Consider the following 20,206-nt stretch of genomic DNA (forward strand, 5'->3'; position numbering starts at 1 on the left):
GTGAAATCGGGTACTGCGCAGTGGCTCCCGGCTGCTTGCACTCCGGCAGATGCGTCCCATGCGTAAAATCCGGGCGAAAAAAAGCCCGCGTTTTGGCGGGCCGGGTATCGGTGTGCGAACTGCAGACGTGACGATACTGCCCGTTATCGGGAAGTACGCCACCAGCCGTGCAGATTCATGATGATTACGCGTTGCATTATTCGCTATCCTAAAATTTATCTTGTACTAGTAAACTAGTTTGATGGGTCAATGTCAATGGCATAATGATTGACGCCCAGAATCAATGGAGGCCGCTTTTCCGGCCAGGGCTGGCGTTACGCCAGATTGCTTTACGCCATCAAACCAAGGTAACGTTGTTTTTTCAGCTTATTTTCTATCTGGTTAGCGAGAACGTATGAATGTAAACCGTTCCGATATGGCCGACCTGGTCTATTTTTGCGCCATCGCTCGTCATCGCAGTTTTAGTAAGGCCGCCATCGAGCTCGGCGTAAGCGCCTCGACGCTGAGCCATGCCCTGAAGGGGTTTGAGGCGCGGCTGGGCGTGCGTCTGCTGAACCGTACGACCAAAAGCGTAACCCTGACGGCGGCAGGCGAGAGTCTGGCCAGCGCGGTGAGCGAGCCGGTGGCCGCCATCGATGGCGCGATTGAACAGCTCAACCAGTTTCGCGACTCGCCTGCGGGACATATTCGGCTCAACGTCGCCGTCGAGGCAGCCACGCTGCTGCTGGCGCCGATCCTGCCCGTTTTTGCCGAACGCTATCCCGATATTGAGCTGGATATCGTGGCCAGTAACCGCATTGTTGATGTCACCGAAGCGCGTTTTGACGCCGGTATCCGCTATGGCGGAACCGTACCGGAAGATATGGTGGCGCAGCGTCTCTCCGCCGATGTGCGCTGGGTCGTCGCCGCGTCGCCCGATTATCTTGCCCGCTTCGGCGAGCCCCTGCACCCCAACGATCTTCAGCACCACCGCTGCGTCAGCAACCGTCTGGGAAACAATCGGATTTATAAATGGGAGTTTGAGCGAGGTGAAGAGCAGCTGACGATCAAAGTGCCGCCGCAGTTAACCGTCGATCTGGCGGAGACGGGCGTGGTGGCCATCCTTCAAGGATTCGGCCTGATGTACCTGCCGGAGCCGCTGATTAGGCAGCACGTCAGCGAGGGGCGCCTGCGTCTGGTGCTCACCGACTGGGCCTCTTACGGGCCGGGATTCTATATCTATTACTCCAGCCGACACCAGATCCCTACCGGATTGCGCCTGCTGATCGCGCTGGTCCGTGAACTGCAGCCGCTCGGTTTGTAGCCTGATTGATGAAAATGGCTCACAGCCCCATTCGATAGCGAGGGCTGGCTCCTTCTTTTTGCGCGGCTTAACCTGTGGCAAAAGAGAAGGAGAGCTCAATGACATATTCGCCCCGCAATTTCGCCGGTCTGCTGTGGTTTGTGGCCATCGCCATCGTTCTGTTTAGTCATAACCGCGTCAGCCATGCCGCCGAGGTTAAAACGCTGGTTATTGTCTCTCATCCTTACCCTGAGCAATCGGTGTTGACGAAAGGTCTTGAAACCGCAGCGCAAAGCGTGCCCGGCGTGACCGTACGCAATCTTGAGACGCTTTACGGCTATGACAGCCGCAATATCAATGCCGATGCCGAGCGTCGATTGATGCGGGAACACTCGCGCGTCGTGTTTATCTTCCCGACCCACTGGTTCAACATCACGCCAATGATGAAGGCCTGGCTGAACGATACCTGGGGCAGCGTGGGGCCGGGCGTATGGCAGGGTAAAGAGATGCTGATTGTTACGACCGCCGCGGGAGGAGAATCGACATACGGCGAATCCGGGCGAACTGGCGTCAGCCTCGCCGACGTCTTCACGCCGATGAAGGCCAGCGCTCTGCATGCGGGAATGACCTGGCTTCCTCCGCTGGTTTTTCAGAGCGCCAGCCGCAGTCAACTGCCTGAGTACCAGCGTCAACTGGTGGAAAGGCTGAAGAATTAACGTGCCGGGAAGGAGTACAGGATGAAAGCTTTTATTGCCGCTGCGGCAATGTCGTTGATGCTGGGCGCGCCTGTCCAGGCAGAAGAAAAGAGAGGTGAAAAAATGGTTCCACTTAGCCCAACCGTACTGTCCGCTGAGGATGTCCAGTCCGTCGCGCCCGCGCTTGTCCGCTTCGGCAGCGAGGTGCTGATAGACGATCTCTGGCAGCGAAGTGAACTCTCGCGTCGCGATCGCAGCATCGTGACGGTGGCGATTCTGATCGCGCGTAACCAGCCCGCCGAGCTAAAACAGTATGTTGATGTTGCCCTGGATAACGCCGTCACGCCGGTCGAAATTTCCGAGATCATCACGCATCTGGCTTTTTATTCCGGCTGGCCTAACGCGATGGCCGCCGTTGCGGTCACGAAAGATATCTTTGCCGCCCGCGGTATCCGCCGCGAGCAGCTGGCTTCGGCATCCCCCGAGCTGCTGGCGCTTAATCAGGCAGCGGAAAATCAGCGCTCGTCAACGGTGGAGCACAACTTCGGCGCAATTTCGCCCGGGCTGGTGAAGTTTACCGCTCAACCGCTGTTTCTCGACCTGTGGCAGCGGCCGGGGCTGAAACCGCGCGATCGTAGTCTGGTGACGGTCAGCGCGCTGATCGCCGCCGGGCAAAGCGCGCAAATTGGCTACCACCTTAACCGGGCGATGGATAACGGCCTTACCGCGCAAGAGGCGGGGGAGATTGTTGCTCATGCCGCGTTCTATGCCGGCTGGCCAAACGCCTTTTCGGCAGTAGCGGTGGTGGGGGAAGTCCTGCACGCTCGCGGTCTGGCAGGGTGAGCGGATGCTGAAAACGCTCGGTGCGGTGCTATCCATTTTGATCATGATGACGGGCGCGGCATCCGCCGCCGGCAGGGAGAACGCGGTGAAGATTGAGTTTGTATTTAAGGGCGTCACGGTCGTCGGCTTGCTGGACGAGAGCGCTGCGGCTAGTGCGTTTGTGGCGCAGCTGCCAATGACGGTGAAGCTTGAGGATTATGGTTCTACGGAAAAGATCGCCTGGCTGCCGGAGAAGCTGCGCGAAGTGGATGCTGGCGAATCAATGACTCCGCGACGCGGCGATATGGCCTATTACGCGCCGTGGGGCAACCTGGCTATTTTTCGCGAAGACTTTCGCCACTCGCCCGGTCTGATAAAGCTCGGGCGGGTGGAAGAGGGACTGGCCTCGCTCGACCAGCCCGGCGCGGCAACGGTGACCATCAGGCGTTACTAAGTTTATCCAGCATTAAATGACCCTGACGACTTTATTCAATGGGCTTTCTACAGCCCATTTGTTGAATTCTTTTCGCATCTCCGGCATCGCAAAAATCATCTACACTTTTTCTGCGCATCACTTTCAAACCTGACGAGACACGCTCGTTAAGGCTGAGCATCCGACCTTTACACCCGACCAACTGCAGGCGTCAGGCCCGCAGCCTTGTTTTCTCTTCAGAGGAGTTTGTAACATGGCATTTGTGACCACCAAAGACGGCGTCAACATTTACTTTAAGGACTGGGGCCCGAAAGAGGCGCAGCCCATCGTATTTCATCACGGCTGGCCATTAAGCGCCGATGATTGGGATAACCAGATGCTTTTCTTCCTGGCAGAAGGCTTCCGGGTGATTGCGATTGACCGACGCGGTCACGGTCGTTCAGATCAGGTGAGTGACGGTCACGATATGGATCATTATGCCGCCGATGCCTCCGCGGTGGCGGAGCATCTGGATCTGCATAACGCCGTTCATGTCGGGCACTCTACCGGCGGCGGGCAGGTCGCGCGCTACGTGGCGAAGTATGGACAACCGCAGGGGCGCGTTGCCAAAGCGGTGCTGATCAGTTCGGTTCCGCCCTTGATGGTCAAAACGGAGAGCAATCCTGGCGGTACGCCAATTGAAGTCTTCGATGGTTTTCGCCAGGCGCTGGCTGCCAATCGCTCGCAGTTTTATCTCGACGTGGCGTCCGGCCCATTTTATGGCTTTAACCGCGAGGGCGCGGAGGTGTCCCAGGGCACTATTCAGAACTGGTGGCGGCAGGGCATGACCGGTAGCGCAAAAGCGCATTATGAGGGGATTAAAGCCTTCTCTGAAACCGACCAGACCGAAGATTTAAAAGCCATTACGCTGCCGGTGCTGGTGATGCAGGGCGATGACGATCAGGTGGTGCCTTATCAAAACGCGGCGATACTGCAGGATAAGCTGCTGCCGAACAGCCAGCTGAAAATTTATCCCGGCTTTCCGCATGGCATGCATACCTCCCACGCCGATGTGATTAACGCCGATCTGCTGGCGTTTATTCGCTCGTAGTCAGGCGGTATAAGAAGGCCGCCATGGCGGCGGCCTTATCGTCTACATCAGGCTTTCATGCTGGAGGATTTTGAGCATTTCATCCTTCAACATAAGTTTTTCTTTCTTCATCTGTACGAGCTCGAGACTGTATCCTTTGCCATCGACTCCTTCTATCCGGGAAATGTCGTGATCGAGTGCGTTATGTTTTTCGAATAGCGACTGAAAGCGCGGGTGCGTGGTTTTCAATCGAGAAATCAGCTCTCTGTATTCTGGAAACATGTACCTTCCTTGTTAATGGAGAAAGTGTGTACGACGACACACACATTCAGATTACCCATATGAATAAAATGGTAATGCGAACGAAGTCGCGTTTATGTTATGTAGCCATGAAATCTCAGGGGCCGGAGGCGGCCTGGAGGCATAGATGAATGTTGAAGAACCCACCGTTGCGTTGATTGGTCCCGGCGCAATTGGCACCACCATCGCCGCCGCGCTGCACGAGGTGGGTCGAACGCCTCTGGTATGCGGCCGGCGCGCTCACCCGCAGCTATCGCTACGTTTCGATGGCGGAACGATTGTGGTTCCGGGGCCAGTCGTCACTGAACCGTCTTCGGTCGTTGCGCCGTTCGATCTGCTTTTTGTGGCGGTAAAAGCAACGCAAATTGCCGCTATTGCGCCGTGGCTTAAAGCGCTATGCCATGCGCAAACGGTGGTTTGCGTGCTGCAAAATGGCGTTGAACAACGAGCGCTTTTCGCGCCTCATGTCGCGGAAGCGACGGTACTGCCGTCGGTCGTCTGGTTCCCCGCGCAGCGCGAACCGGAAGCATCGGTCTGGCTGCGGGCGAAACCGCGCCTGACGCTGCCCGATGCGCAGGGGGCTGAACGGGTCCAGTATGCGCTACGGGACACGCGCTGCGCAGTGGATATTAGCGACGATTTTCTCTCCGTGGCGTGGCGTAAACTGCTGCAAAACGCGGTTGCGGGCCTGATGGTACTGGCGGGACGGCGGGCAGGCATGTTTGCGCGCGAAGATATCACCGCGCTGGCTTTTGCTTATCTGCAGGAGGGGCTGAAGGTTGCTCGCGCCGCAGGCGCCAGGCTGGACGAGAGCGTGGCGCAGGAGATCGTCGCGGGATTTCATCGCGCGCCTCCGGACTTAAGTACTTCTATACTCACCGACCGTGAGGCTGGTCTACCGCTGGAGTGGGATATTCGTAACGGGGTCGTGCAGCGTTACGGCCGTATTTACCACATTGCCACGCCGTTAAGCGATGTGATTGTGCCGCTGCTGGCCGCCGCCAGCGACGGTCCCGGATAAAGGCGCGGGCGGCGGCACTAATCGATTATTCTTCTGCGAGCTCTGGCGACAGGTGACCAAAACGCCGGTGTGTTGCGTTTCCCGTGATTAGAGAGATTCTGCCAGCCGGTCTACGACAACTTTGCCGCTATTATCAAACTGGGTAATTCGATAATTCACGCAATACGAACGACGGGTGGAAAATTGATTGAATAACGCCACCCGGCCTTTTTTATCGCCATTTTTACTCACAATTATCCATTCGGTGACGTCCGTTGAATTGCCGTTATCGCTGCTGGCGTCCTGCTGTTCCACCAGTCGATCCTCTTTTTCTACCTTCAAAAAATCTCGTAACATTTATTTATCTCCGCTCATCATTGTTTTTAACAATACTCTCTTTATCGATTCATTCAATTAAACATTTTAATCAAAGGTATTGATTATTAGTCTGAAATGCATTGGTTTAATAGGTGCGTATCCAATTGAATTAATAGAACATAAATTTAATCGCCTCATCCGAAACACCTATATTTTTCCATGAGTAACGGTTTTTTAGCCCGAATCTATTTACGTGACAACGTCACATAAATGTTAATGTCGACCCACCTCACAGATAAGAATTTAATATGATTGATGCGAACTTGATCACTTGACTGGTCAAGTGAGTCGCGCCTATGTTGAAGGCACCTTCTTATCCGTTCCGGAGAGTAAGAAACATGGCCATCATTCGAACGTTAAACGGGGATATTTCCGCTAATCAGCTGGGCGTAACCTACAGCCACGACCATATCTACTGTATTCCGCCCTATTGGGCCGAGCGTCAGGATGACGACCTCTTGCTCGACGATCCACAGGCTTCTGAGCGTGAATTAAGCGACTTCCGCCAGGCGGGAGGCAATGCCATCTACGACGCCACCGCGCCGGATTATGGTCGTCAGGCCGCTGCCGTCGCGGCCATGGCGCAGCGCCAGCAGCTGCACATTATTGCCACCGCGGGTTTTAACAAAGGGTTTCTGTGGAGTAGTCAGCGACCGGGCACAGCGCAAACTTTTGCCGAGTGGATTGAGCGTTCTGACGTCGACGAACTGGTTGAACACGTTTGCCGCGAGGTCACCGAGGGAATCGAAGGCACCGCGCATCGGGCCGGCGTAGTAAAATGTGGCACCGGCTATAACGCCATTTCCCCTCTGGAATACAAAACCATGGAGGTTATCGTTCGCGCCCAGCAGCGTACCGGGGCGCCGATGCACAGCCATACGGAAATGGGGACGATGGGACTCGAACAGGCGCGGATCTTTAAAAAATGGGGACTGGATTTGTCCCGCTTATGTTTTGCCCATATGGATCGCAATCCTGACCCCTGGCTGCACCGTCAGATCGCCAACACCGGGGCGTTTCTCTCATTTGACGGTATCAGCCGCATTAAATATCACCCTGAGCACATTCGCACCCAGGCCATCCTGGCGCTCTGCCAGCGCGGTTATCAAAAGCAGATTTTGATCGGCGGTGATTTTGCCCGTAAATCCATGAGCGCACATTACGGTAAAGGAGGGCTGGGACTGAAGTTCATCCTCAGCGACTGGCGGCCAAGATTCATGGAAGAGGCCCGGGAGGCGGGGTTTGACGGCGAAGCGTTGCTGCATGATTTCTTCGTCGAAAACCCGGCGCGTTACCTCGCTTTTGCCTGAGGAGGCGTCATGAAGCTGCATCATTTAAATGAGCGCGAGGCCAGGCGGGCGCTACAAAAGGCGCGGATAGCCTTACTGCCCCTTGGCGCGGTCGAACCGCACGGTGACCACCTGCCGCTGGATACCGATAACCTGCTGGCCGAGCGGTTTTGCGCGCGGCTTGATGAGCAGTTGGGCGAGTGCGCGCTGAGCCTGCCGGTTATCTCCTATAGCCAGGTCTGGTCGCTGCGCGGGCATGCGGGCGCGATTGATATCGGTAATGAACGGCTGACGTCGCTGCTGGTGGCGCTGGCGGAAAACATGGCCAGCTACGGTATTACCACCACGGCGGTGATCAACGCGCATTACGGCAACTTTGACGCGATTAAAGCCGCTTCCCGCCAGCTTAAAGAGCAGGGCATCACGCTGCTTAGCTACAGCTGGGCGGGTATGGATGAAGAGGTAAAAAAACGACAAACCTCGGCGGTGGCTTATCCGGGATATATGCATGCCGACGAGGTCGAAACCTCGCTGATGCTGGCGCTGGCGCCGGAGTTCGTCAACATGGCGGAGGCGCGCGCGCACTATCCCGAATTCCCGCAGAATTTTCGCTATCAGCCGATGCGCTGGACCGAGTTTTCTGCTTATGCGGTGCTGGGGGACCCCACCCTGGCGAGCGAAGAGAAAGGGCGCGCGTTTGTTGCCCGGGCGCTGGCGACCACCCTGGCCTCCATTCGCCACCACTTAACGCAAGGAGCCCGTGATGATTGAACGTCAGTCGATAACCGTTGACTGCCCGGCCGCTACCCCGGAGGAGGCTATTCGCGAGGCGGGGAACGCGCTGTGCCGCGCGGGGGCCTGCAGTCCGCAATACGTCCAGGCGATGATCGCCAGCTATCGCGAGCTGGGCCCTTATTTTGTCATCGCCCCTGGTCTGGCCCTGCCGCATGCCCGTCCGGAACAGGGAGCGATCAAAGCGCAAATTAGCGCGATCCGGCTGCGCGAACCGCTGGCGTTTGGTCATGCGGAAAACGACCCTGTGCGGGTGGTTCTGGGCCTTTCGGCTACCAGCAGCGACGCGCATATCCACCTTATCCAGCATATCGTCACCGTGCTCAGTGATGAAAATAATCTGCATACCCTGATGCATTCAGACGATCCGGAACAACTTTATCGGCTGTTGGCCAGCGGCTCACAGCGTTTATAGCTGTAATTAACACGGAGTGAATAGCGATGAAAATTCTGACAGTCTGTGGTTTAGGTATGGGCTCCAGCCTGATTTTAAAAATGAACGTTGAGGCGGTATTAAAGCAGCACGGGATTCAGGCCTCCGTGGAACATATGGATGTCTCATCCGCCGCTTCGGCCAACGCCGATGTCGTCATCACCAATGCTGAACTGGTGGACAACCTGAAGCATCTTTCCTGCCCGGTGGTGGTAGTAAACAACTACATTGATAACGCAGAAATCACCGCGGCGCTGACCCAGGCGCACATTCTGCGCGCGGGAGAGCCAACATGAGCGAGTTTCTTGGCGTCCTGCGCTGGATCACCATCAACATATTTGGTGAGGCGTCGATTTTAATTGGCCTGATCGTGCTGCTGGGACTGGTTTTGCAGAAAAAATCGCTGGCAGACATTGTGTCCGGCACCCTGAAAGGCATTCTGGGCTTTCTGATCATCGGCGCGGGGGCCGGGATTATCGTTTCCGCGCTACTGATCTTTCAGCCGATCTGGACCGAAGTTTTCGGCCTCAGCTCGATGAATCTGACCAATATTATCGGTCAGGCGCGCTTTAGCGAACGCTACGGAAGCAGCGTGACGATCGCCATTGCCGGCGGTTTCGCTATCAATCTACTGCTGGCCAGGCTGACGCGCTTTAAATATATCTACTTGACCGGACACATGATGTTCTGGACCACCATGATATTTGCCGGGGTGATGGTGAACACCGAGCCCGCTATTTCTGCGCTACAGCTGACGCTCATGCTGACGGTTATCATGGGACTGTACTGGACCTTGCAGCCCGCGCTGGTTCAGCCATGGGTACGGAAAATTACCGGCAACGATAACGTGGCGCTGGGGCATACTTCCGCCTCGGTCGCGCTGCTGGGGGCCATTTTCGGCCAGATCTTCGCCCGTAATAAAATCAGTTCCGAAGATATCAAAGTTCCTAAAAAGCTCGGTTTTCTGCGCGATTCCAACGTGGTGACCGCGTTAACCATGGCGCTGCTGTTTTTTATCGGCACCTTTATTCTGCAAATCAAAGGCACCCCGAAAGCGGCGGAGATCCTTGCGCAATCCGGCGACCTGAGCTTCTACATCTATGCCCTTAAACAATCGCTGATGTTCACCGGGGGCATCGCCGTGGTGCTGCTCGGGGTGCGGATGTTTATTGGTGAAATGGTGCCCGCGTTTAACGGCATCGGCTCGCGGCTGGTTCCGGGGGCCAAACCTGCGCTGGACTGCCCGATTCTGTTCAACTTTGCGCCAAATGCGGTGGTGCTGGGGTTCGTCGGCGCCTTTGTGGGATCGCTGCTGTGGCTGACCCTGATCGGCCGCTATACCGGCTACGTATTTATTCCCAGCATGATCGTCATTTTCTTCCATGCCGGTACGGCAGGGGTCTTCGGCAATATCACAGGCGGCTATAAAGGCGCGCTGCTGGCGGGATTTATCACCTCAACGGTGGTCGCCTGGGGACAATATTTCTGCGTGACCGGCTTTATCAACAACACGATCCCGGATACGGCGCTGTGGGCGGGCGATAGCGATATGTTTGTCCTCGCGCCGCTAATCCATCTTTTGACCCGCTTGCTGACGTTCTGATATCAGGAGGAAGTCTATGAGCCAGGCACTGAAACAGTATTACAGTCAGATCCGCCAGAAGCTGGGGTTGCTTGAACAGCGCGCCGATGAGCTGAACCGGGCGGCAGAAATGATGGCCCACAGCATTCTGGCGCAGCGCAATATCTTCGTCTTTGGCGCCAGCCACGCCGGTATTCTGGCGGAGGAGATGAGCTATCGGGCAGGCGGTCTGGCCATCATCAACCCGCTTTTTACCCCTGCGCTGATGCTTAACGTCAGGCCGTTAACCCTTACCAGCGCGGTGGAAAATGTGGAAAATCTTGGCCGCGTGCTGGTTGAACAGTCGCCGCTGAGGGCCGACGATACTCTGCTGATTCACTCAGTGTCGGGGCGAAATGCGATTACGATCGATGTCGCGCTGGCGGCAAAAGCCTGCGGAGCCAGGGTTATCGCCATTACCAGCCTGGCGACGGCGGCACGAGTCTCTTCCCGCCACTCCAGCGGTAAACTGCTGGTAGACATTGCCGATATCACCCTTGATAACCACTGCGAGTATGGCGATGCGGCGGTGAGCCTGCCGGGGCTGGCGCAGAAAGTGGCGCCGCTCTCCACCATCATGGGGGCGGCCATCGCCAATAGCCTGGTACTGCGTATTTGCGAAATTATGCTGGAAAATGCGCGCACGCCGCCGGTTCTCGCCAGCGCAAACATAGACGGTAATCAGGAGATAAATCAGGATATACTGAGCGCATACAGGAGCCAGATACACTATCTCTGAGTTGGAGCGCAAGTATGTATGAGTCGGATGGACTCCCTCTCTATTTAAGAATAAAAGACGTTATCCTGCAGCGGATCCTCTCTTTTACCTATGACGATAAACTCCCGGGCGAGCTGCTGCTTGCCGGGGAGTTCAAGGTGGCGCGCGGCACGATTAAACAGGCGATAGATTCGCTGGCCAGCATCGGTATGGTTTATCGCGAGCAGGGAAAAGGCACGTTTATCAACCGCGATGCGTTGCAAAAATACTACACCGACCTGCCGGACGTACTGACCACCTTTGCTGCTCCCGGCGCGATAGAAGTGGAGGTGCTGTCGCTGATTTCAACCATGGCCGACCGCCACGTAGCGGAACAGATGGGGCTCGATTTGGGTAGCCAACTGATGCGTCTGGAGCGGTTACTCGTGCAGGGGGAGCGGCCGGTCGGCCACGTGCTGACCTGGCTTAACGGCCGAATTTATAACGACCTGAGTCACGTGGACGGCAGCCGATCGCTCTATAAACAGCTGCGGGAAACATTCGGCTACTCGCCGGCTAACGCGACCGAACGCTATACGCCGGTGTGCTGCGATATCCGCACGGCGGGATTGCTGAATATTGAACCCGGGCGCCCTCTGTTTCGCATTGAGCGCGTCGCGCGCGATCTTGATGACGTGGTCCTTGAATACAGCGTCACCCATACTCTGGACGCCAGCCTGTCGCTACAGATCGCCACCAGTCAGAGTAGCGTGAGTCAGCAGTGGAACTGCACGATCGAGAAAGGGCGCTGATCCGCCTTATATTACCGGCTTGCCACCCCAGCGACAGGCAGATGATAGCCAGCGTACCGCAGCAGCTTTGCCGTTGGCAGGCTGGCTTCCAATCGTTTAAAAATGGTTGAGCTCACTTCGCTCATGGTCTGCAAAAGAGCGACAGTTTTAAACCGGCATTAGCGTAACGCCTTCGCTATCGCGCTAAACATCAGCGACGCCTCAAGCGGTTGGGCGCTGAAGGAGGGTTCAGCCTGCGGCCAGGTCGACCACTGCACGATGACCAGATTTTCCGCCTGATTGACCATAATCATCTGACCAAATATCCCCAGCGCCCACAGCGAATGTTGAAGGGATGCCTGCGGAGCGGGCTCAACGTTGCTGGCATTGGCCGGCACTTCATTGTTCCACCACTGATAGCCGTAGAGACCGTTTGGATGTGCCGCGGATACTGAACCTGTCGCCCGGGTCCAGTTTGATGATTCGGCGACCCAGTTTTCCGGCAAGATCTGCTCGCCGTTCGGCAACACGCCGTTATGCAGGATGAACTCACCGAAGCGCCCCCAATCTTCTAGCGTGGCGTTAAAGCCATGCGCGCCCACGTCGTGCTCACCTTTTGTATAGGCATGCCACACGCCATCGCTCGCCATACCGTAGGGTTGCCAGATACTTTTCTCCAGATACGCCGCCAGCGTCATACCGGTGGCGCGTTCCAGGACATCACCCAGTAGCCAGGCGCCGCCGGAGGAGTAAGACCAGTTCTCTCCGGCCGGATGTGCCCGACGCAGGCCGGACACCAGCTGACGTACGCAGTCATAGGCGCCGGGTCTGGCTTCACACTCGGTAAGCCGGGCGAAGTCAGAGTGCGGATTAGTGTAGTCCTCATTCCACGCCACCCCGGAGGTGTGGCTAATCAGCTGCCTCAGCGTCACGCCTTCCCAGGCGGTGCCTTTCAGGTCGGGTTCATACTGGGTGACGAGATCGTCAAGCGAGTGAATTTTGCCCTGTTTAATCGCCACGCCCACCAGCGTGGAAACCACGGATTTGCCCACCGAGCGCGAGGTCCAGAGGGTGGTGTCGGTATTGCCTTCCGCCAGATATTTCCAGGCAACTTTGCCATTTTTCAGCACCAGCATGCCGCTGACGTTCTGGCGCTGCAGATAATCCTGCAGGGTCCAGGTGTGGCCATTAACCTGATAGCTGGCGTGAGTTAACCGTTTCGCTGCAGCCTGCAACGGTACGGCATGACCGTGATGAAACACATCGCCTGCGTAATTGCGGTAGTCGTTACGAAAGCCGATTACCCGGTCGGTCTGGCTCCAGGTGAGCATTTTATGGGTATCCGGAAGCTGTGCATCAAAGGGAGCAGGGCACGCGCTAAGTTCGGTCCCGGGGCAGGCGGCCTGCGCGATGGGGGCCAGCAGGCCGCTGCAGAGGGTGATGACAACACTGGACAGCAGGCGACGATTAACCACTTTGTTTTTCATATTTTTTCTCGTTCAGCTCAGGAAGGCGTTTAGCTTAAAAAAATGCGGCCTATAATAAAAAACGCCTCATGGGGGAAAATCCCCCCGAATAACCGAGTGGAGAGCACAATGCCGACCCTGATGTATTCTTTTGCCCAACTTGAAGCCTTCACCGCTGTGGTTGAGTGCAAAAGCCTGGCGAAAGCGGCGCGCCAGCTGGGCAAGGACCGCACGACGCTTCGCGATTTGATTGAGTTCCTTGAAGATGGTCTGGGGTATGCGCTGTTTCTGCGTCAAGGTCGCAGCTTGCAGCTGACGCCGGAGGGGGAACAACTGCAGCGTCAGGCGCACCTGCTGATGCGCCAGGTCAAAGCCTTTGAAGCCTTTGCCAAAGAAGTGCCGAATAGCGCCACGCAGGATATTACGCTGGCCTACGATCCCTTTACCCCCAGAACGTTGTTACAGGCGCTGATTGGCGCCATGGCCCGGCGCAACGTTCGTCTGAGCCTGATTAACGCCTCGCGTGACGAGGCGGAAAGGCTGCTGGCGAGTGGATTGGCCGACCTGGGTATCTGCCAGGCGCGACATCGCAGCGTGGGCGACGCTATGGAGTGGCGCGCCCTGGGGTCAATCGAGATGGATTTTTACGCCTCCGAAGCGCTTTTTCCCGCCGCTAAACAACCGCTTTCTCTGCTGGAACTTTCGCTGGCACCGCAGGTGATTATGCACCCGGATACTGACGAGCCCGTGGCCCGCCGTCTGCAGATTTCAGGGCGCACCATTTTTACCAACGAACAGGAGATGCTGCGCGCCCTGCTTGAACAGGGCTGCGGCTGGGGATTTTTGCCGACGCACATGAATGCGGCGCGGTGGAAAAACGTCAAAAAATTGCCGACCGAAGTGGGTAATCAGGGGATCGGCCAAACGATGGTGACCATCTGGAAGCCCGGCAACGACAGGCGCACGCTGGTGGCTGACGCGCTGGCCTTGTTGCCGGAACTGTGGTGAAAGCAGAGCCTCGCTGTGGGTTTGACGGCGACAGGCCGGGGCACAGGATGCCGCGGTGGTGGAACCGATATTTAAATATATTTCCCTGACCACCATTCTGGTATTAAAACGCCTGCCGCAGAAGAATTAAACGCGATTAAGCAAGATATTTAACATACGACGCAAAGGCTCCGCCGCTCCCCATAAAAGCTGATCCCCAACGGTGAGTGCCGAATATACAGGTTCATTATTCAGGGCCATTTTTTTATAACGGCCTATGCCTACCTGCAGCGAGCCACTGATATAGGCTGGGGTTAATTTGCTGACGCTGTCGTTTTTATTATTGGGGACATAGTTAACCCAGGGATGGGCATTACCCACTAATTCAGCAAATTCAGCTTCGCTGACTTCACGCTTTAATTTTAAAGTAATCGCTGCGCTATGGCAGCGAATGACGCCAACCCGAATGCATAAACCGTTCACGGGAATAGTTCCGCGGGGCAAGCCCAGAATTTTGTTCGTTTCTGCTTCGCCTTTCCACTCTTCGCGGCTATTGCCGTCGCCTAAATCGGCATCAATCCAGGGAATGATGCTTCCCATTAGGGGAGCGCCGAAGTGTTGGACGGGCATGCCCGCGCTGTTAATCAGTTCGCTGACTTTATTGACTAAAGGAAGGACTGAGCCGGAGCTGGTCAATTCCTCTGCCGACAAATGATTGCTCACCCAGGCGCTTTGCGCGATTAATTCTCTGACATGTTTAGCGCCAGCGCCGGATGCAGATTGATAGGTCATCACGCTCATCCATTCGATCAGGTCAGCCTTGAGCAAGCCGGCGAGCCCCATCAAGCTGAGGGTAATCGAACAATTACCGCCGACAAAAAGTTTTAGCCCTTGTTGGATTGCCCGATCGATATGGGTACGGTTAACCGGATCGAGAATGATACAGGCTTTTTCATCCATGCGAAGCGCCGATGCCGCATCGATCCAATAACCCTGCCAGCCATGCGTAATAAGTGCGGGATAAATGGCTTTAGTATAATCGCCGCCCTGGCAGGTGATAATAATATCCATATCGGCGAGTTCACTGACTGAATTCGCATCTTTAAGGATATAACTCTCGCCATCTATAGTTGGGCCAACGGTCCCCGCGCTGGAGGTACTAAAAAAATGTGCAGCGATATCACGGAAATCGTTTTCTTCAACCATGCGTTGAAGCAATACAGAACCTACCATGCCACGCCAACCAATAATGCCGACCTGTTTCATTTACTTAGCCTTTGCTCTGTTATAAAAAAGTTAAATCTTGCGTGGTTTTATATCGCACTCTTAAGTTCAGGTCATCAAAAATAAATGGAATTGATATCGTAATAAGAATATTTAATCAGGGGTTAGAGAAAGTAATAAGAGAATTTTCGAAGACCAAATAAAAAACCTAATCTGCTTACACTTATTCCTCTGCCGTTCTTTCATGCAACACGGCTGGGTGTGGCTTTCGCCGCGCATCATGCTGCTCTTTTCAGTCAACACGATCGCTGTCGGCAACGGCAAAAGGGGCCGAGGCAGAAAAAACTGGACGCTTGCGTCCGCAGGCGTAATATACGAAACATATATAAATCGTAATGGTACGTATAAATGGGTATTGTAAAAATTTCAGACCTGCTGCACGACGATATTCGTGACGCCAGTAAGGCGATGTCGCGTTCGGTCAACGCCCAGGCGGAGTACTGGATCCGTCTGGGGATGATGAGCGAGCTCTATCCCGAACTTAACCATCAGCAAATCAAGCTGATGATGCTCAAGTCCGGCTCTGACCGGTTGCTGGAGGTGATCAATGCTATCAATTCCCATTAAAACCACGCAGGAGCTCGCCAGCCAGCGCCATGCCGGCAAACTGCTGGCCTCGGTCTTCGACATGTTGGATAGCTTTATTCAGCCCGGCGTCTCCACCATGGCCATCAACAATCGGGTGGAGGATTTTATCGTCAACGACCTGCATTCGCGTCCGGCCAGCAAAGGGCAGTACGATTTTCCCTATGTGCTCAATACTTCGATCAATGAAGTCGTTTGTCACGGCATGCCAAAGGAAAGCGAGCTGCTGAAATCCGGCACGATCGTGAACGTGGATATTACGCTGGAGAAAGAGGGGATGATTGCCGATTCCAGCAAAATGTATCTGATTGGCGAGGTTTCACCGCTGGCCCGTCGGCTAGTGCAGAAAACCTATGAAGCTATGTGGAAGGGCATTAAGGTTGTCAGACCGGGGGCGACGCTGGGCGATATCGGCCATGCGATCCAGACTTATGTTGAAGGTAATGGCTACAGCGTGGTCAGGGAGTACTGCGGGCACGGCGTTGGCAGAGAGATGCATGAAGATCCGCAGGTGCTGCATTACGGCAAGCCCGGCACCGGTGCCGTGCTCAAGGAGGGGATGGTATTTACCATTGAACCGATGGTTAATCAGGGCGATAGCCGAATAAAAACCAGGAAAGACGGCTGGACGGTGGTCACTCGCGATAAAAAACTGTCTGCCCAGTGGGAGCATACCGTCGCCGTCACCGCCGAGGGGTTTGAGGTGCTGACCCTGCGAAAAGATGAAGTGATTCCGGATTAGCCTGAGTAACAGGTTTCACGCCTGCGCGGTGAAACCTGTCAGTCACCCGCCCGTAGTGACTATACGGGCATCTCTTTACGTCCCATATAACGCTCTTTCCATAACGCGCCCGCCACCCCAATATCCAGGAACGGGGAGGGCGGCATAAAGTTGGCCTGGCCGAGCGACTGCATCGCGGCGATCAGCGGGTTGTCCTGGCCCATCGCCAGATCGGCAAGCAGCGTCCCGGCGATGGTCTGTTTTGATACGCCGGCGCCGTTACAGCCCCCCGCAGTCCAGATCCGCGGCGCAAGACGCCCCCAGACCGGCGCGCCGTTGCGGGTGACGCTGATGGTCCCGGACCAGGTTCGCTCCAGAGGAACATCCTGCAGCTGCGGATAGGCCGTATGGAACAGCGCCAGATGCTGTCTTGCGGCGTTAGCGGTTTGTCCGGCGGTAATCACGCCGCGCAATGCCGGATCGACATGCTGGCGGACAAGAAAACGATAATCGTGGGTATAGCGTAGGGTGGCCCCGGCGATCGCATTGACCGGGGTTAATCCCCAGCTCTCCATCGCCGGCAGACGCTGGCGCTGATCGGGCGTAAGCGGGGCAGTAATGCTGGCGTAGGTCGCCATCGACGCCTGGCGGCTCACGGTTGGCGAGAGCTCGCGGGAGAGCGCATTGGTGGCGAGCATCGCCTGGTCGGCGCGGATGGTGCCCTGCAGGGTCGTCACCCTGACGCCGCCGTTTTCCTGGTGAAGAGCCAGCGCCGGGGTCTGGTGAAACACGGTGACATTATCCGGCAGATGGCGCGCGAGGCCCGCGATCAGTTTTGCCGGATTCACCAGAATGCAGCCGGGAGTGTAAATCCCTTTGCTGTAAAGGCGAGTTCCCAGCTTTTGATACAGCTCTTCGCCGTTCAGCAGGCTGTAAGGTTCCTGCATCAGCTGCAGGTTATCCACGTACTCCTGCATAATGGCTTCGCTGGACGGATCTATCTGGCAGTGGTATTTCCCGACGTTTTCCCATTCGCAATCGATCTGGTGTTTGGTCACCGTGTCATCGAGCTGGCGGATCCCCTCCTGCAGCAGAGCGCGATAGTCCTGCGCCTTTTTCAACTCGGCGGTAGAGCTGCCGATATTATGCGGCAGGCCGATAATAAAGCCGGAATTCCGCGCCGAGGAGCTGGTCGCAGCGCATTCTGCGTCAATGAGCACGATGCTCTGCTGCGGGTTGATGCTGGCCAGCCTGCGGGCAAAGCTTACCCCGGCATAGCCGGAACCGATAACCACCCAGTCAGCTTTAATGTCGCCGCTCAGCGAGGGCTGGCGATAAAGATCTTCTTCATTAAGCGGCCATCCCACCTGATTTTGATTGAAAGGTACTGATGCAAATCTCACGGTAAATCTCCCTGTGGAAAAAACACCTGCAGGGCAGGTGTGAATAATGGATTTGCCGCTCTCCGTGTTTTTGCTCTGGAGGGTGAGGCGGCAAGCGCCAGGACAGCGTCTGATAAATAACTACGCTGAATGATAATCACCTGGACAACAATTCAGCAGAATAACAAGTAACCGAAAAAATAACACCTCTACGTGTAGGGGTATGATGTTAAATCCCACTTGCCCTATCTCCCTGCCGGGGATGCATGCTCATTTGCTGCAGTGAAGAGGGCAAATCTTTTTCCTCTTTCATCTGACCCGGCAAGATACCGCATAAGATATTGCTGTGGATCATGATCGTATTGCCGACATACCTATAAGGTTACTTCGGCCGCAAAAGGCTTTTTGACCAAATGGTAAAATATTGCTTCTCTGCGCTGCTTCCAATAAAGAAATCCTACTATTTTATAGGATTTTTCAGTTTTAAAACTTTCCCGCCAGAAATATGCATTAGGAATTTTCCTATGGATAACTCCTAATGTTTTTAGCGCCTTTATAGATCAGGTAATTCATTGAAAATTAATGTTTTTTTAATCGCTTTGATTACCGGTGCACTTCTGTTGAAGGTTGCGATAAGTTTTTTTTTAATTATTAGTAATATTTTTACACACATTGTCGTGTTAAAGGGGTGTGGCGAGATATTATCCTGTAAATTATTTTTTTATAAAATTATTAGCTAGTAATGTTCGTTTAAGTAGGTGCATATATTTGACTGGAAGGGTTTTCAAGTTAGTATGACTTCGCTGTCAGGAATAAACATAACTCAACAAGATATAGCAACACTTTGGCCACCAGAAACAGCCGTAGTTATCTTTGCGAGTTATTTTTCAGGATGGTTATCCAGTAACTTTTAATATAACGGAATGTATTATGAAAATTAGCAAAATTGCATCTGCTGTTGTTCTCACTATGGGTGTCGCCTCTTTCGCAGCTCAGGCCGATCAGGGAAGCGGCAAGGTCACCTTCTGGGGTTCTATTATTGATGCTCCATGCTCTATTAAAAATGGCTACGGCGATCAGCGTATCGAACTGGGTCAGATCTCCAATACGCATTTGGATAATGGCGGTATCTCTACTCCTCGTCCGTTCGACATTGAGCTGGAAAACTGCTCCTTCGAGAAGGATTCAAACGGTGACCCGATGTATAACACCGTCAAAGTGACCTTTGCTGGCGGTAATGTTCCGGGAGATATGAGCATGCTGGCTATTTCCGGTCAGGCTGCGGGGGCTGGCGTACGTATTGAAGATGGTTCTGGTCAACCTGTGAAATTATTGGTACCTACCAGCGGCCGCGGCCTGGGCATTGGCAACAATACCCTAAGCTTTAGCGCTTACCTTGAAAAAATCTCTACTGTTACCAACGTCACTCCGGGTGATTTTGAAGCGGTAACCAACTTTACCCTGGCTTATGAATAAGGTGAGTCCTGTTCTCATGTAGCTTTATTCGGGCTGCGTTTGCAGCCCGATATTCAGGAGCACAGTCATGGTAAAAATATCGCGTTATCTGATCTTGAGTGGGTTATTAGGCATATCACCGTTGTCTCTGGCGTCCGATCAGGGGCGGGGACTGGTCACGATGAATGGTCAAATTCAGGAGTCGGCCTGTTCCATTCATACCAACGATGCCTGGCAGGAAATTCCATTCGGCGTGATTTCGTATAACGATCTTAATGAGCAAGGCAAGGCGGTCATCAAACCCTTCGCAGTACGACTGGTGAATTGCTCACTGGAACGGAGCCGCGGTGGCTTATGGCAAAGCGTAAATATCACCTTTAGCGGGGAAACTGAGGTATTTCGCCCGGATATTTTTAAAGTCAATGGCGAGGCCCAGGGGCTTGGACTGCGTATTCACAATCAGGCTGGCGATGTGGCTCGCGACGGAATACCGATGCCGGCCGTAATGATACAAAATGAAAACAATGAGTTACGTTACTTATTATCGTTAGTACGCGGCAGCAAAACGCTGTCGGAAGGCGACTGGTACGGAATCATTCGTTTCATGGTGACCTATCAATAACGGAAAAAATGAATGATAAAAATAGATGAACTGCTCATCTAAATTATTTCCGGAATTGACATCTCCCACCGGTGAATTCTACCAGGCAATAAATGGATTTTA

Annotated in this window: 23 protein-coding genes and 1 other annotated feature; of the genes, 18 read left to right on the plus strand and 5 right to left on the minus strand. The window is 54.6% G+C overall.

What is annotated here, in order from left to right; genetic code table 11:
* Positions 1-75 precede the first annotated feature (75 nt).
* Positions 76-170: a sequence feature (Trp leader region), on the minus strand.
* Positions 171-394: 224 nt separating this feature from the next.
* From ABLV75_RS04285 to ABLV75_RS04305, 5 genes are all read left to right on the plus strand, one after another.
* Positions 395-1,303: a LysR family transcriptional regulator gene (locus tag ABLV75_RS04285; protein ID WP_047719818.1), complete on the plus strand. Its 909-nt coding sequence runs from the start codon at positions 395-397 to the stop codon at positions 1,301-1,303.
* A 98-nt stretch (positions 1,304-1,401) separates the two neighbouring features.
* The gene (locus tag ABLV75_RS04290; protein ID WP_032746045.1) at positions 1,402-1,998 is read left to right on the plus strand and encodes an NAD(P)H-dependent oxidoreductase; all 597 of its coding nucleotides are present in this window, start codon (positions 1,402-1,404) and stop codon (positions 1,996-1,998) included.
* Between the two features lie 21 nt (positions 1,999-2,019).
* Positions 2,020-2,820, plus strand: coding sequence for a carboxymuconolactone decarboxylase family protein (locus ABLV75_RS04295; RefSeq protein ID WP_004113163.1), 801 nt, complete (start codon positions 2,020-2,022; stop codon positions 2,818-2,820).
* Between the two features lie 4 nt (positions 2,821-2,824).
* A complete protein-coding gene (locus ABLV75_RS04300) occupies positions 2,825-3,253 on the plus strand; it encodes a cyclophilin-like fold protein (protein ID WP_004102184.1) in 429 nt (142 codons plus the stop codon).
* A 232-nt stretch (positions 3,254-3,485) separates the two neighbouring features.
* Positions 3,486-4,322 (plus strand): alpha/beta hydrolase, encoded by an 837-nt coding sequence (locus ABLV75_RS04305; protein WP_004102181.1) that lies wholly within the window; start codon positions 3,486-3,488, stop codon positions 4,320-4,322.
* Between the two features lie 42 nt (positions 4,323-4,364).
* Here the strand turns inward: ABLV75_RS04305 and ABLV75_RS04310 are convergent, their stop codons facing one another.
* On the minus strand, positions 4,365-4,583 hold the full coding sequence (locus ABLV75_RS04310) for a YdcH family protein (protein ID WP_004102179.1): 219 nt from the start codon (positions 4,581-4,583) through the stop codon (positions 4,365-4,367).
* 145 nt (positions 4,584-4,728) lie between these two features.
* On the opposite strand from ABLV75_RS04310, the gene ABLV75_RS04315 reads away from it, so the two are divergent.
* On the plus strand, positions 4,729-5,622 hold the full coding sequence (locus ABLV75_RS04315; RefSeq protein WP_004113159.1) for an oxidoreductase: 894 nt from the start codon (positions 4,729-4,731) through the stop codon (positions 5,620-5,622).
* Positions 5,623-5,709: 87 nt separating this feature from the next.
* On the opposite strand, the gene ABLV75_RS04320 is transcribed toward ABLV75_RS04315, so the two are convergent.
* Positions 5,710-5,958, minus strand: coding sequence for a hypothetical protein (locus ABLV75_RS04320; RefSeq protein ID WP_004102175.1), 249 nt, complete (start codon positions 5,956-5,958; stop codon positions 5,710-5,712).
* Between the two features lie 359 nt (positions 5,959-6,317).
* On the opposite strand from ABLV75_RS04320, the gene ABLV75_RS04325 reads away from it, so the two are divergent.
* Genes ABLV75_RS04325 through ABLV75_RS04355 form a run of 7 tightly spaced genes read left to right on the plus strand, consistent with a single transcriptional unit; the run spans position 6,318 to position 11,623 of the window.
* Positions 6,318-7,289: a phosphotriesterase gene (locus ABLV75_RS04325; RefSeq protein ID WP_004102173.1), complete on the plus strand. Its 972-nt coding sequence runs from the start codon at positions 6,318-6,320 to the stop codon at positions 7,287-7,289.
* Positions 7,290-7,298: 9 nt separating this feature from the next.
* Positions 7,299-8,039, plus strand: coding sequence for a creatininase family protein (locus ABLV75_RS04330; RefSeq protein ID WP_004102171.1), 741 nt, complete (start codon positions 7,299-7,301; stop codon positions 8,037-8,039).
* Entirely contained in the window at positions 8,032-8,475 is a 444-nt protein-coding gene (locus ABLV75_RS04335; RefSeq protein WP_004102169.1) for a PTS sugar transporter subunit IIA, read from the plus strand. The genes ABLV75_RS04330 and ABLV75_RS04335 overlap by 8 nt, the downstream gene beginning before the upstream one ends.
* Positions 8,476-8,501: 26 nt before the next feature.
* On the plus strand, positions 8,502-8,789 hold the full coding sequence (locus tag ABLV75_RS04340; RefSeq protein ID WP_004102167.1) for a PTS sugar transporter subunit IIB: 288 nt from the start codon (positions 8,502-8,504) through the stop codon (positions 8,787-8,789).
* Positions 8,786-10,096 (plus strand): PTS ascorbate transporter subunit IIC, encoded by a 1,311-nt coding sequence (locus ABLV75_RS04345; protein ID WP_004102166.1) that lies wholly within the window; start codon positions 8,786-8,788, stop codon positions 10,094-10,096. Before ABLV75_RS04340 ends, ABLV75_RS04345 begins: the two co-directional genes overlap by 4 nt.
* A gap of 16 nt (positions 10,097-10,112) precedes the next feature.
* On the plus strand, positions 10,113-10,853 hold the full coding sequence (locus tag ABLV75_RS04350) for an SIS domain-containing protein (protein ID WP_024274197.1): 741 nt from the start codon (positions 10,113-10,115) through the stop codon (positions 10,851-10,853).
* 14 nt (positions 10,854-10,867) lie between these two features.
* Entirely contained in the window at positions 10,868-11,623 is a 756-nt protein-coding gene (locus ABLV75_RS04355; RefSeq protein WP_004102164.1) for a GntR family transcriptional regulator, read from the plus strand.
* Between the two features lie 158 nt (positions 11,624-11,781).
* Here the strand turns inward: ABLV75_RS04355 and ABLV75_RS04360 are convergent, their stop codons facing one another.
* Entirely contained in the window at positions 11,782-13,089 is a 1,308-nt protein-coding gene (locus ABLV75_RS04360; RefSeq protein ID WP_023329728.1) for a serine hydrolase, read from the minus strand.
* A gap of 108 nt (positions 13,090-13,197) precedes the next feature.
* Between ABLV75_RS04360 and ABLV75_RS04365 the strand changes: the two genes are divergently transcribed.
* Positions 13,198-14,076: a LysR family transcriptional regulator gene (locus tag ABLV75_RS04365; RefSeq protein ID WP_004102162.1), complete on the plus strand. Its 879-nt coding sequence runs from the start codon at positions 13,198-13,200 to the stop codon at positions 14,074-14,076.
* A 126-nt stretch (positions 14,077-14,202) separates the two neighbouring features.
* Here the strand turns inward: ABLV75_RS04365 and asd are convergent, their stop codons facing one another.
* The gene (asd, locus tag ABLV75_RS04370; protein ID WP_017145848.1) at positions 14,203-15,321 is read right to left on the minus strand and encodes an aspartate-semialdehyde dehydrogenase; all 1,119 of its coding nucleotides are present in this window, start codon (positions 15,319-15,321) and stop codon (positions 14,203-14,205) included.
* Between the two features lie 366 nt (positions 15,322-15,687).
* On the opposite strand from asd, the gene ABLV75_RS04375 reads away from it, so the two are divergent.
* Together ABLV75_RS04375 and map are read left to right on the plus strand one after the other, a co-directional pair.
* Positions 15,688-15,906 carry a ParD-like family protein gene (locus tag ABLV75_RS04375; protein ID WP_004102160.1) on the plus strand — a complete coding sequence of 73 codons (219 nt, stop codon included), beginning with the start codon at positions 15,688-15,690 and terminating at the stop codon, positions 15,904-15,906.
* On the plus strand, positions 15,887-16,666 hold the full coding sequence (map, locus tag ABLV75_RS04380) for a type I methionyl aminopeptidase (RefSeq protein ID WP_004102158.1): 780 nt from the start codon (positions 15,887-15,889) through the stop codon (positions 16,664-16,666). The genes ABLV75_RS04375 and map overlap by 20 nt, the downstream gene beginning before the upstream one ends.
* Positions 16,667-16,725: 59 nt before the next feature.
* Here map and ABLV75_RS04385 read toward each other — a convergent pair whose 3' ends face one another.
* On the minus strand, positions 16,726-18,048 hold the full coding sequence (locus tag ABLV75_RS04385) for an FAD-binding oxidoreductase (RefSeq protein WP_004102156.1): 1,323 nt from the start codon (positions 18,046-18,048) through the stop codon (positions 16,726-16,728).
* 909 nt (positions 18,049-18,957) lie between these two features.
* On the opposite strand from ABLV75_RS04385, the gene ABLV75_RS04390 reads away from it, so the two are divergent.
* On the plus strand, positions 18,958-19,503 hold the full coding sequence (locus ABLV75_RS04390; protein WP_004102154.1) for a fimbrial protein: 546 nt from the start codon (positions 18,958-18,960) through the stop codon (positions 19,501-19,503).
* A 67-nt stretch (positions 19,504-19,570) separates the two neighbouring features.
* Positions 19,571-20,104 (plus strand): fimbrial protein, encoded by a 534-nt coding sequence (locus tag ABLV75_RS04395; RefSeq protein WP_004102152.1) that lies wholly within the window; start codon positions 19,571-19,573, stop codon positions 20,102-20,104.
* Positions 20,105-20,206 lie beyond the last annotated feature (102 nt).

The sequence above is a fragment of the Klebsiella sp. CN_Kp066 genome (genome assembly GCF_040065135.1).
Lineage (GTDB): Bacteria > Pseudomonadota > Gammaproteobacteria > Enterobacterales > Enterobacteriaceae > Klebsiella > Klebsiella oxytoca.

Excerpts from the sequence above, each read along its gene's own strand:
- ABLV75_RS04335 (WP_004102169.1), top strand. The coding sequence starts at position 8,032 with ATGATTGAACGTCAGTCGATAACCGTTGACTGCCCGGCCGCTACCCCG.
- map (WP_004102158.1), top strand. The coding sequence starts at position 15,887 with ATGCTATCAATTCCCATTAAAACCACGCAGGAGCTCGCCAGCCAGCGC.
- asd (WP_017145848.1), bottom strand. The coding sequence starts at position 15,321 with ATGAAACAGGTCGGCATTATTGGTTGGCGTGGCATGGTAGGTTCTGTA.
- ABLV75_RS04360 (WP_023329728.1), bottom strand. The coding sequence starts at position 13,089 with ATGAAAAACAAAGTGGTTAATCGTCGCCTGCTGTCCAGTGTTGTCATC.
- ABLV75_RS04330 (WP_004102171.1), top strand. The coding sequence starts at position 7,299 with ATGAAGCTGCATCATTTAAATGAGCGCGAGGCCAGGCGGGCGCTACAA.
- ABLV75_RS04375 (WP_004102160.1), top strand. The coding sequence starts at position 15,688 with ATGGGTATTGTAAAAATTTCAGACCTGCTGCACGACGATATTCGTGAC.
- ABLV75_RS04315 (WP_004113159.1), top strand. The coding sequence starts at position 4,729 with ATGAATGTTGAAGAACCCACCGTTGCGTTGATTGGTCCCGGCGCAATT.
- ABLV75_RS04320 (WP_004102175.1), bottom strand. The coding sequence starts at position 5,958 with ATGTTACGAGATTTTTTGAAGGTAGAAAAAGAGGATCGACTGGTGGAA.
- ABLV75_RS04350 (WP_024274197.1), top strand. The coding sequence starts at position 10,113 with ATGAGCCAGGCACTGAAACAGTATTACAGTCAGATCCGCCAGAAGCTG.
- ABLV75_RS04300 (WP_004102184.1), top strand. The coding sequence starts at position 2,825 with ATGCTGAAAACGCTCGGTGCGGTGCTATCCATTTTGATCATGATGACG.
- ABLV75_RS04285 (WP_047719818.1), top strand. The coding sequence starts at position 395 with ATGAATGTAAACCGTTCCGATATGGCCGACCTGGTCTATTTTTGCGCC.
- ABLV75_RS04355 (WP_004102164.1), top strand. The coding sequence starts at position 10,868 with ATGTATGAGTCGGATGGACTCCCTCTCTATTTAAGAATAAAAGACGTT.
- ABLV75_RS04310 (WP_004102179.1), bottom strand. The coding sequence starts at position 4,583 with ATGTTTCCAGAATACAGAGAGCTGATTTCTCGATTGAAAACCACGCAC.
- ABLV75_RS04305 (WP_004102181.1), top strand. The coding sequence starts at position 3,486 with ATGGCATTTGTGACCACCAAAGACGGCGTCAACATTTACTTTAAGGAC.
- ABLV75_RS04365 (WP_004102162.1), top strand. The coding sequence starts at position 13,198 with ATGCCGACCCTGATGTATTCTTTTGCCCAACTTGAAGCCTTCACCGCT.
- ABLV75_RS04390 (WP_004102154.1), top strand. The coding sequence starts at position 18,958 with ATGAAAATTAGCAAAATTGCATCTGCTGTTGTTCTCACTATGGGTGTC.
- ABLV75_RS04340 (WP_004102167.1), top strand. The coding sequence starts at position 8,502 with ATGAAAATTCTGACAGTCTGTGGTTTAGGTATGGGCTCCAGCCTGATT.
- ABLV75_RS04290 (WP_032746045.1), top strand. The coding sequence starts at position 1,402 with ATGACATATTCGCCCCGCAATTTCGCCGGTCTGCTGTGGTTTGTGGCC.
- ABLV75_RS04295 (WP_004113163.1), top strand. The coding sequence starts at position 2,020 with ATGAAAGCTTTTATTGCCGCTGCGGCAATGTCGTTGATGCTGGGCGCG.
- ABLV75_RS04395 (WP_004102152.1), top strand. The coding sequence starts at position 19,571 with ATGGTAAAAATATCGCGTTATCTGATCTTGAGTGGGTTATTAGGCATA.
- ABLV75_RS04345 (WP_004102166.1), top strand. The coding sequence starts at position 8,786 with ATGAGCGAGTTTCTTGGCGTCCTGCGCTGGATCACCATCAACATATTT.
- ABLV75_RS04325 (WP_004102173.1), top strand. The coding sequence starts at position 6,318 with ATGGCCATCATTCGAACGTTAAACGGGGATATTTCCGCTAATCAGCTG.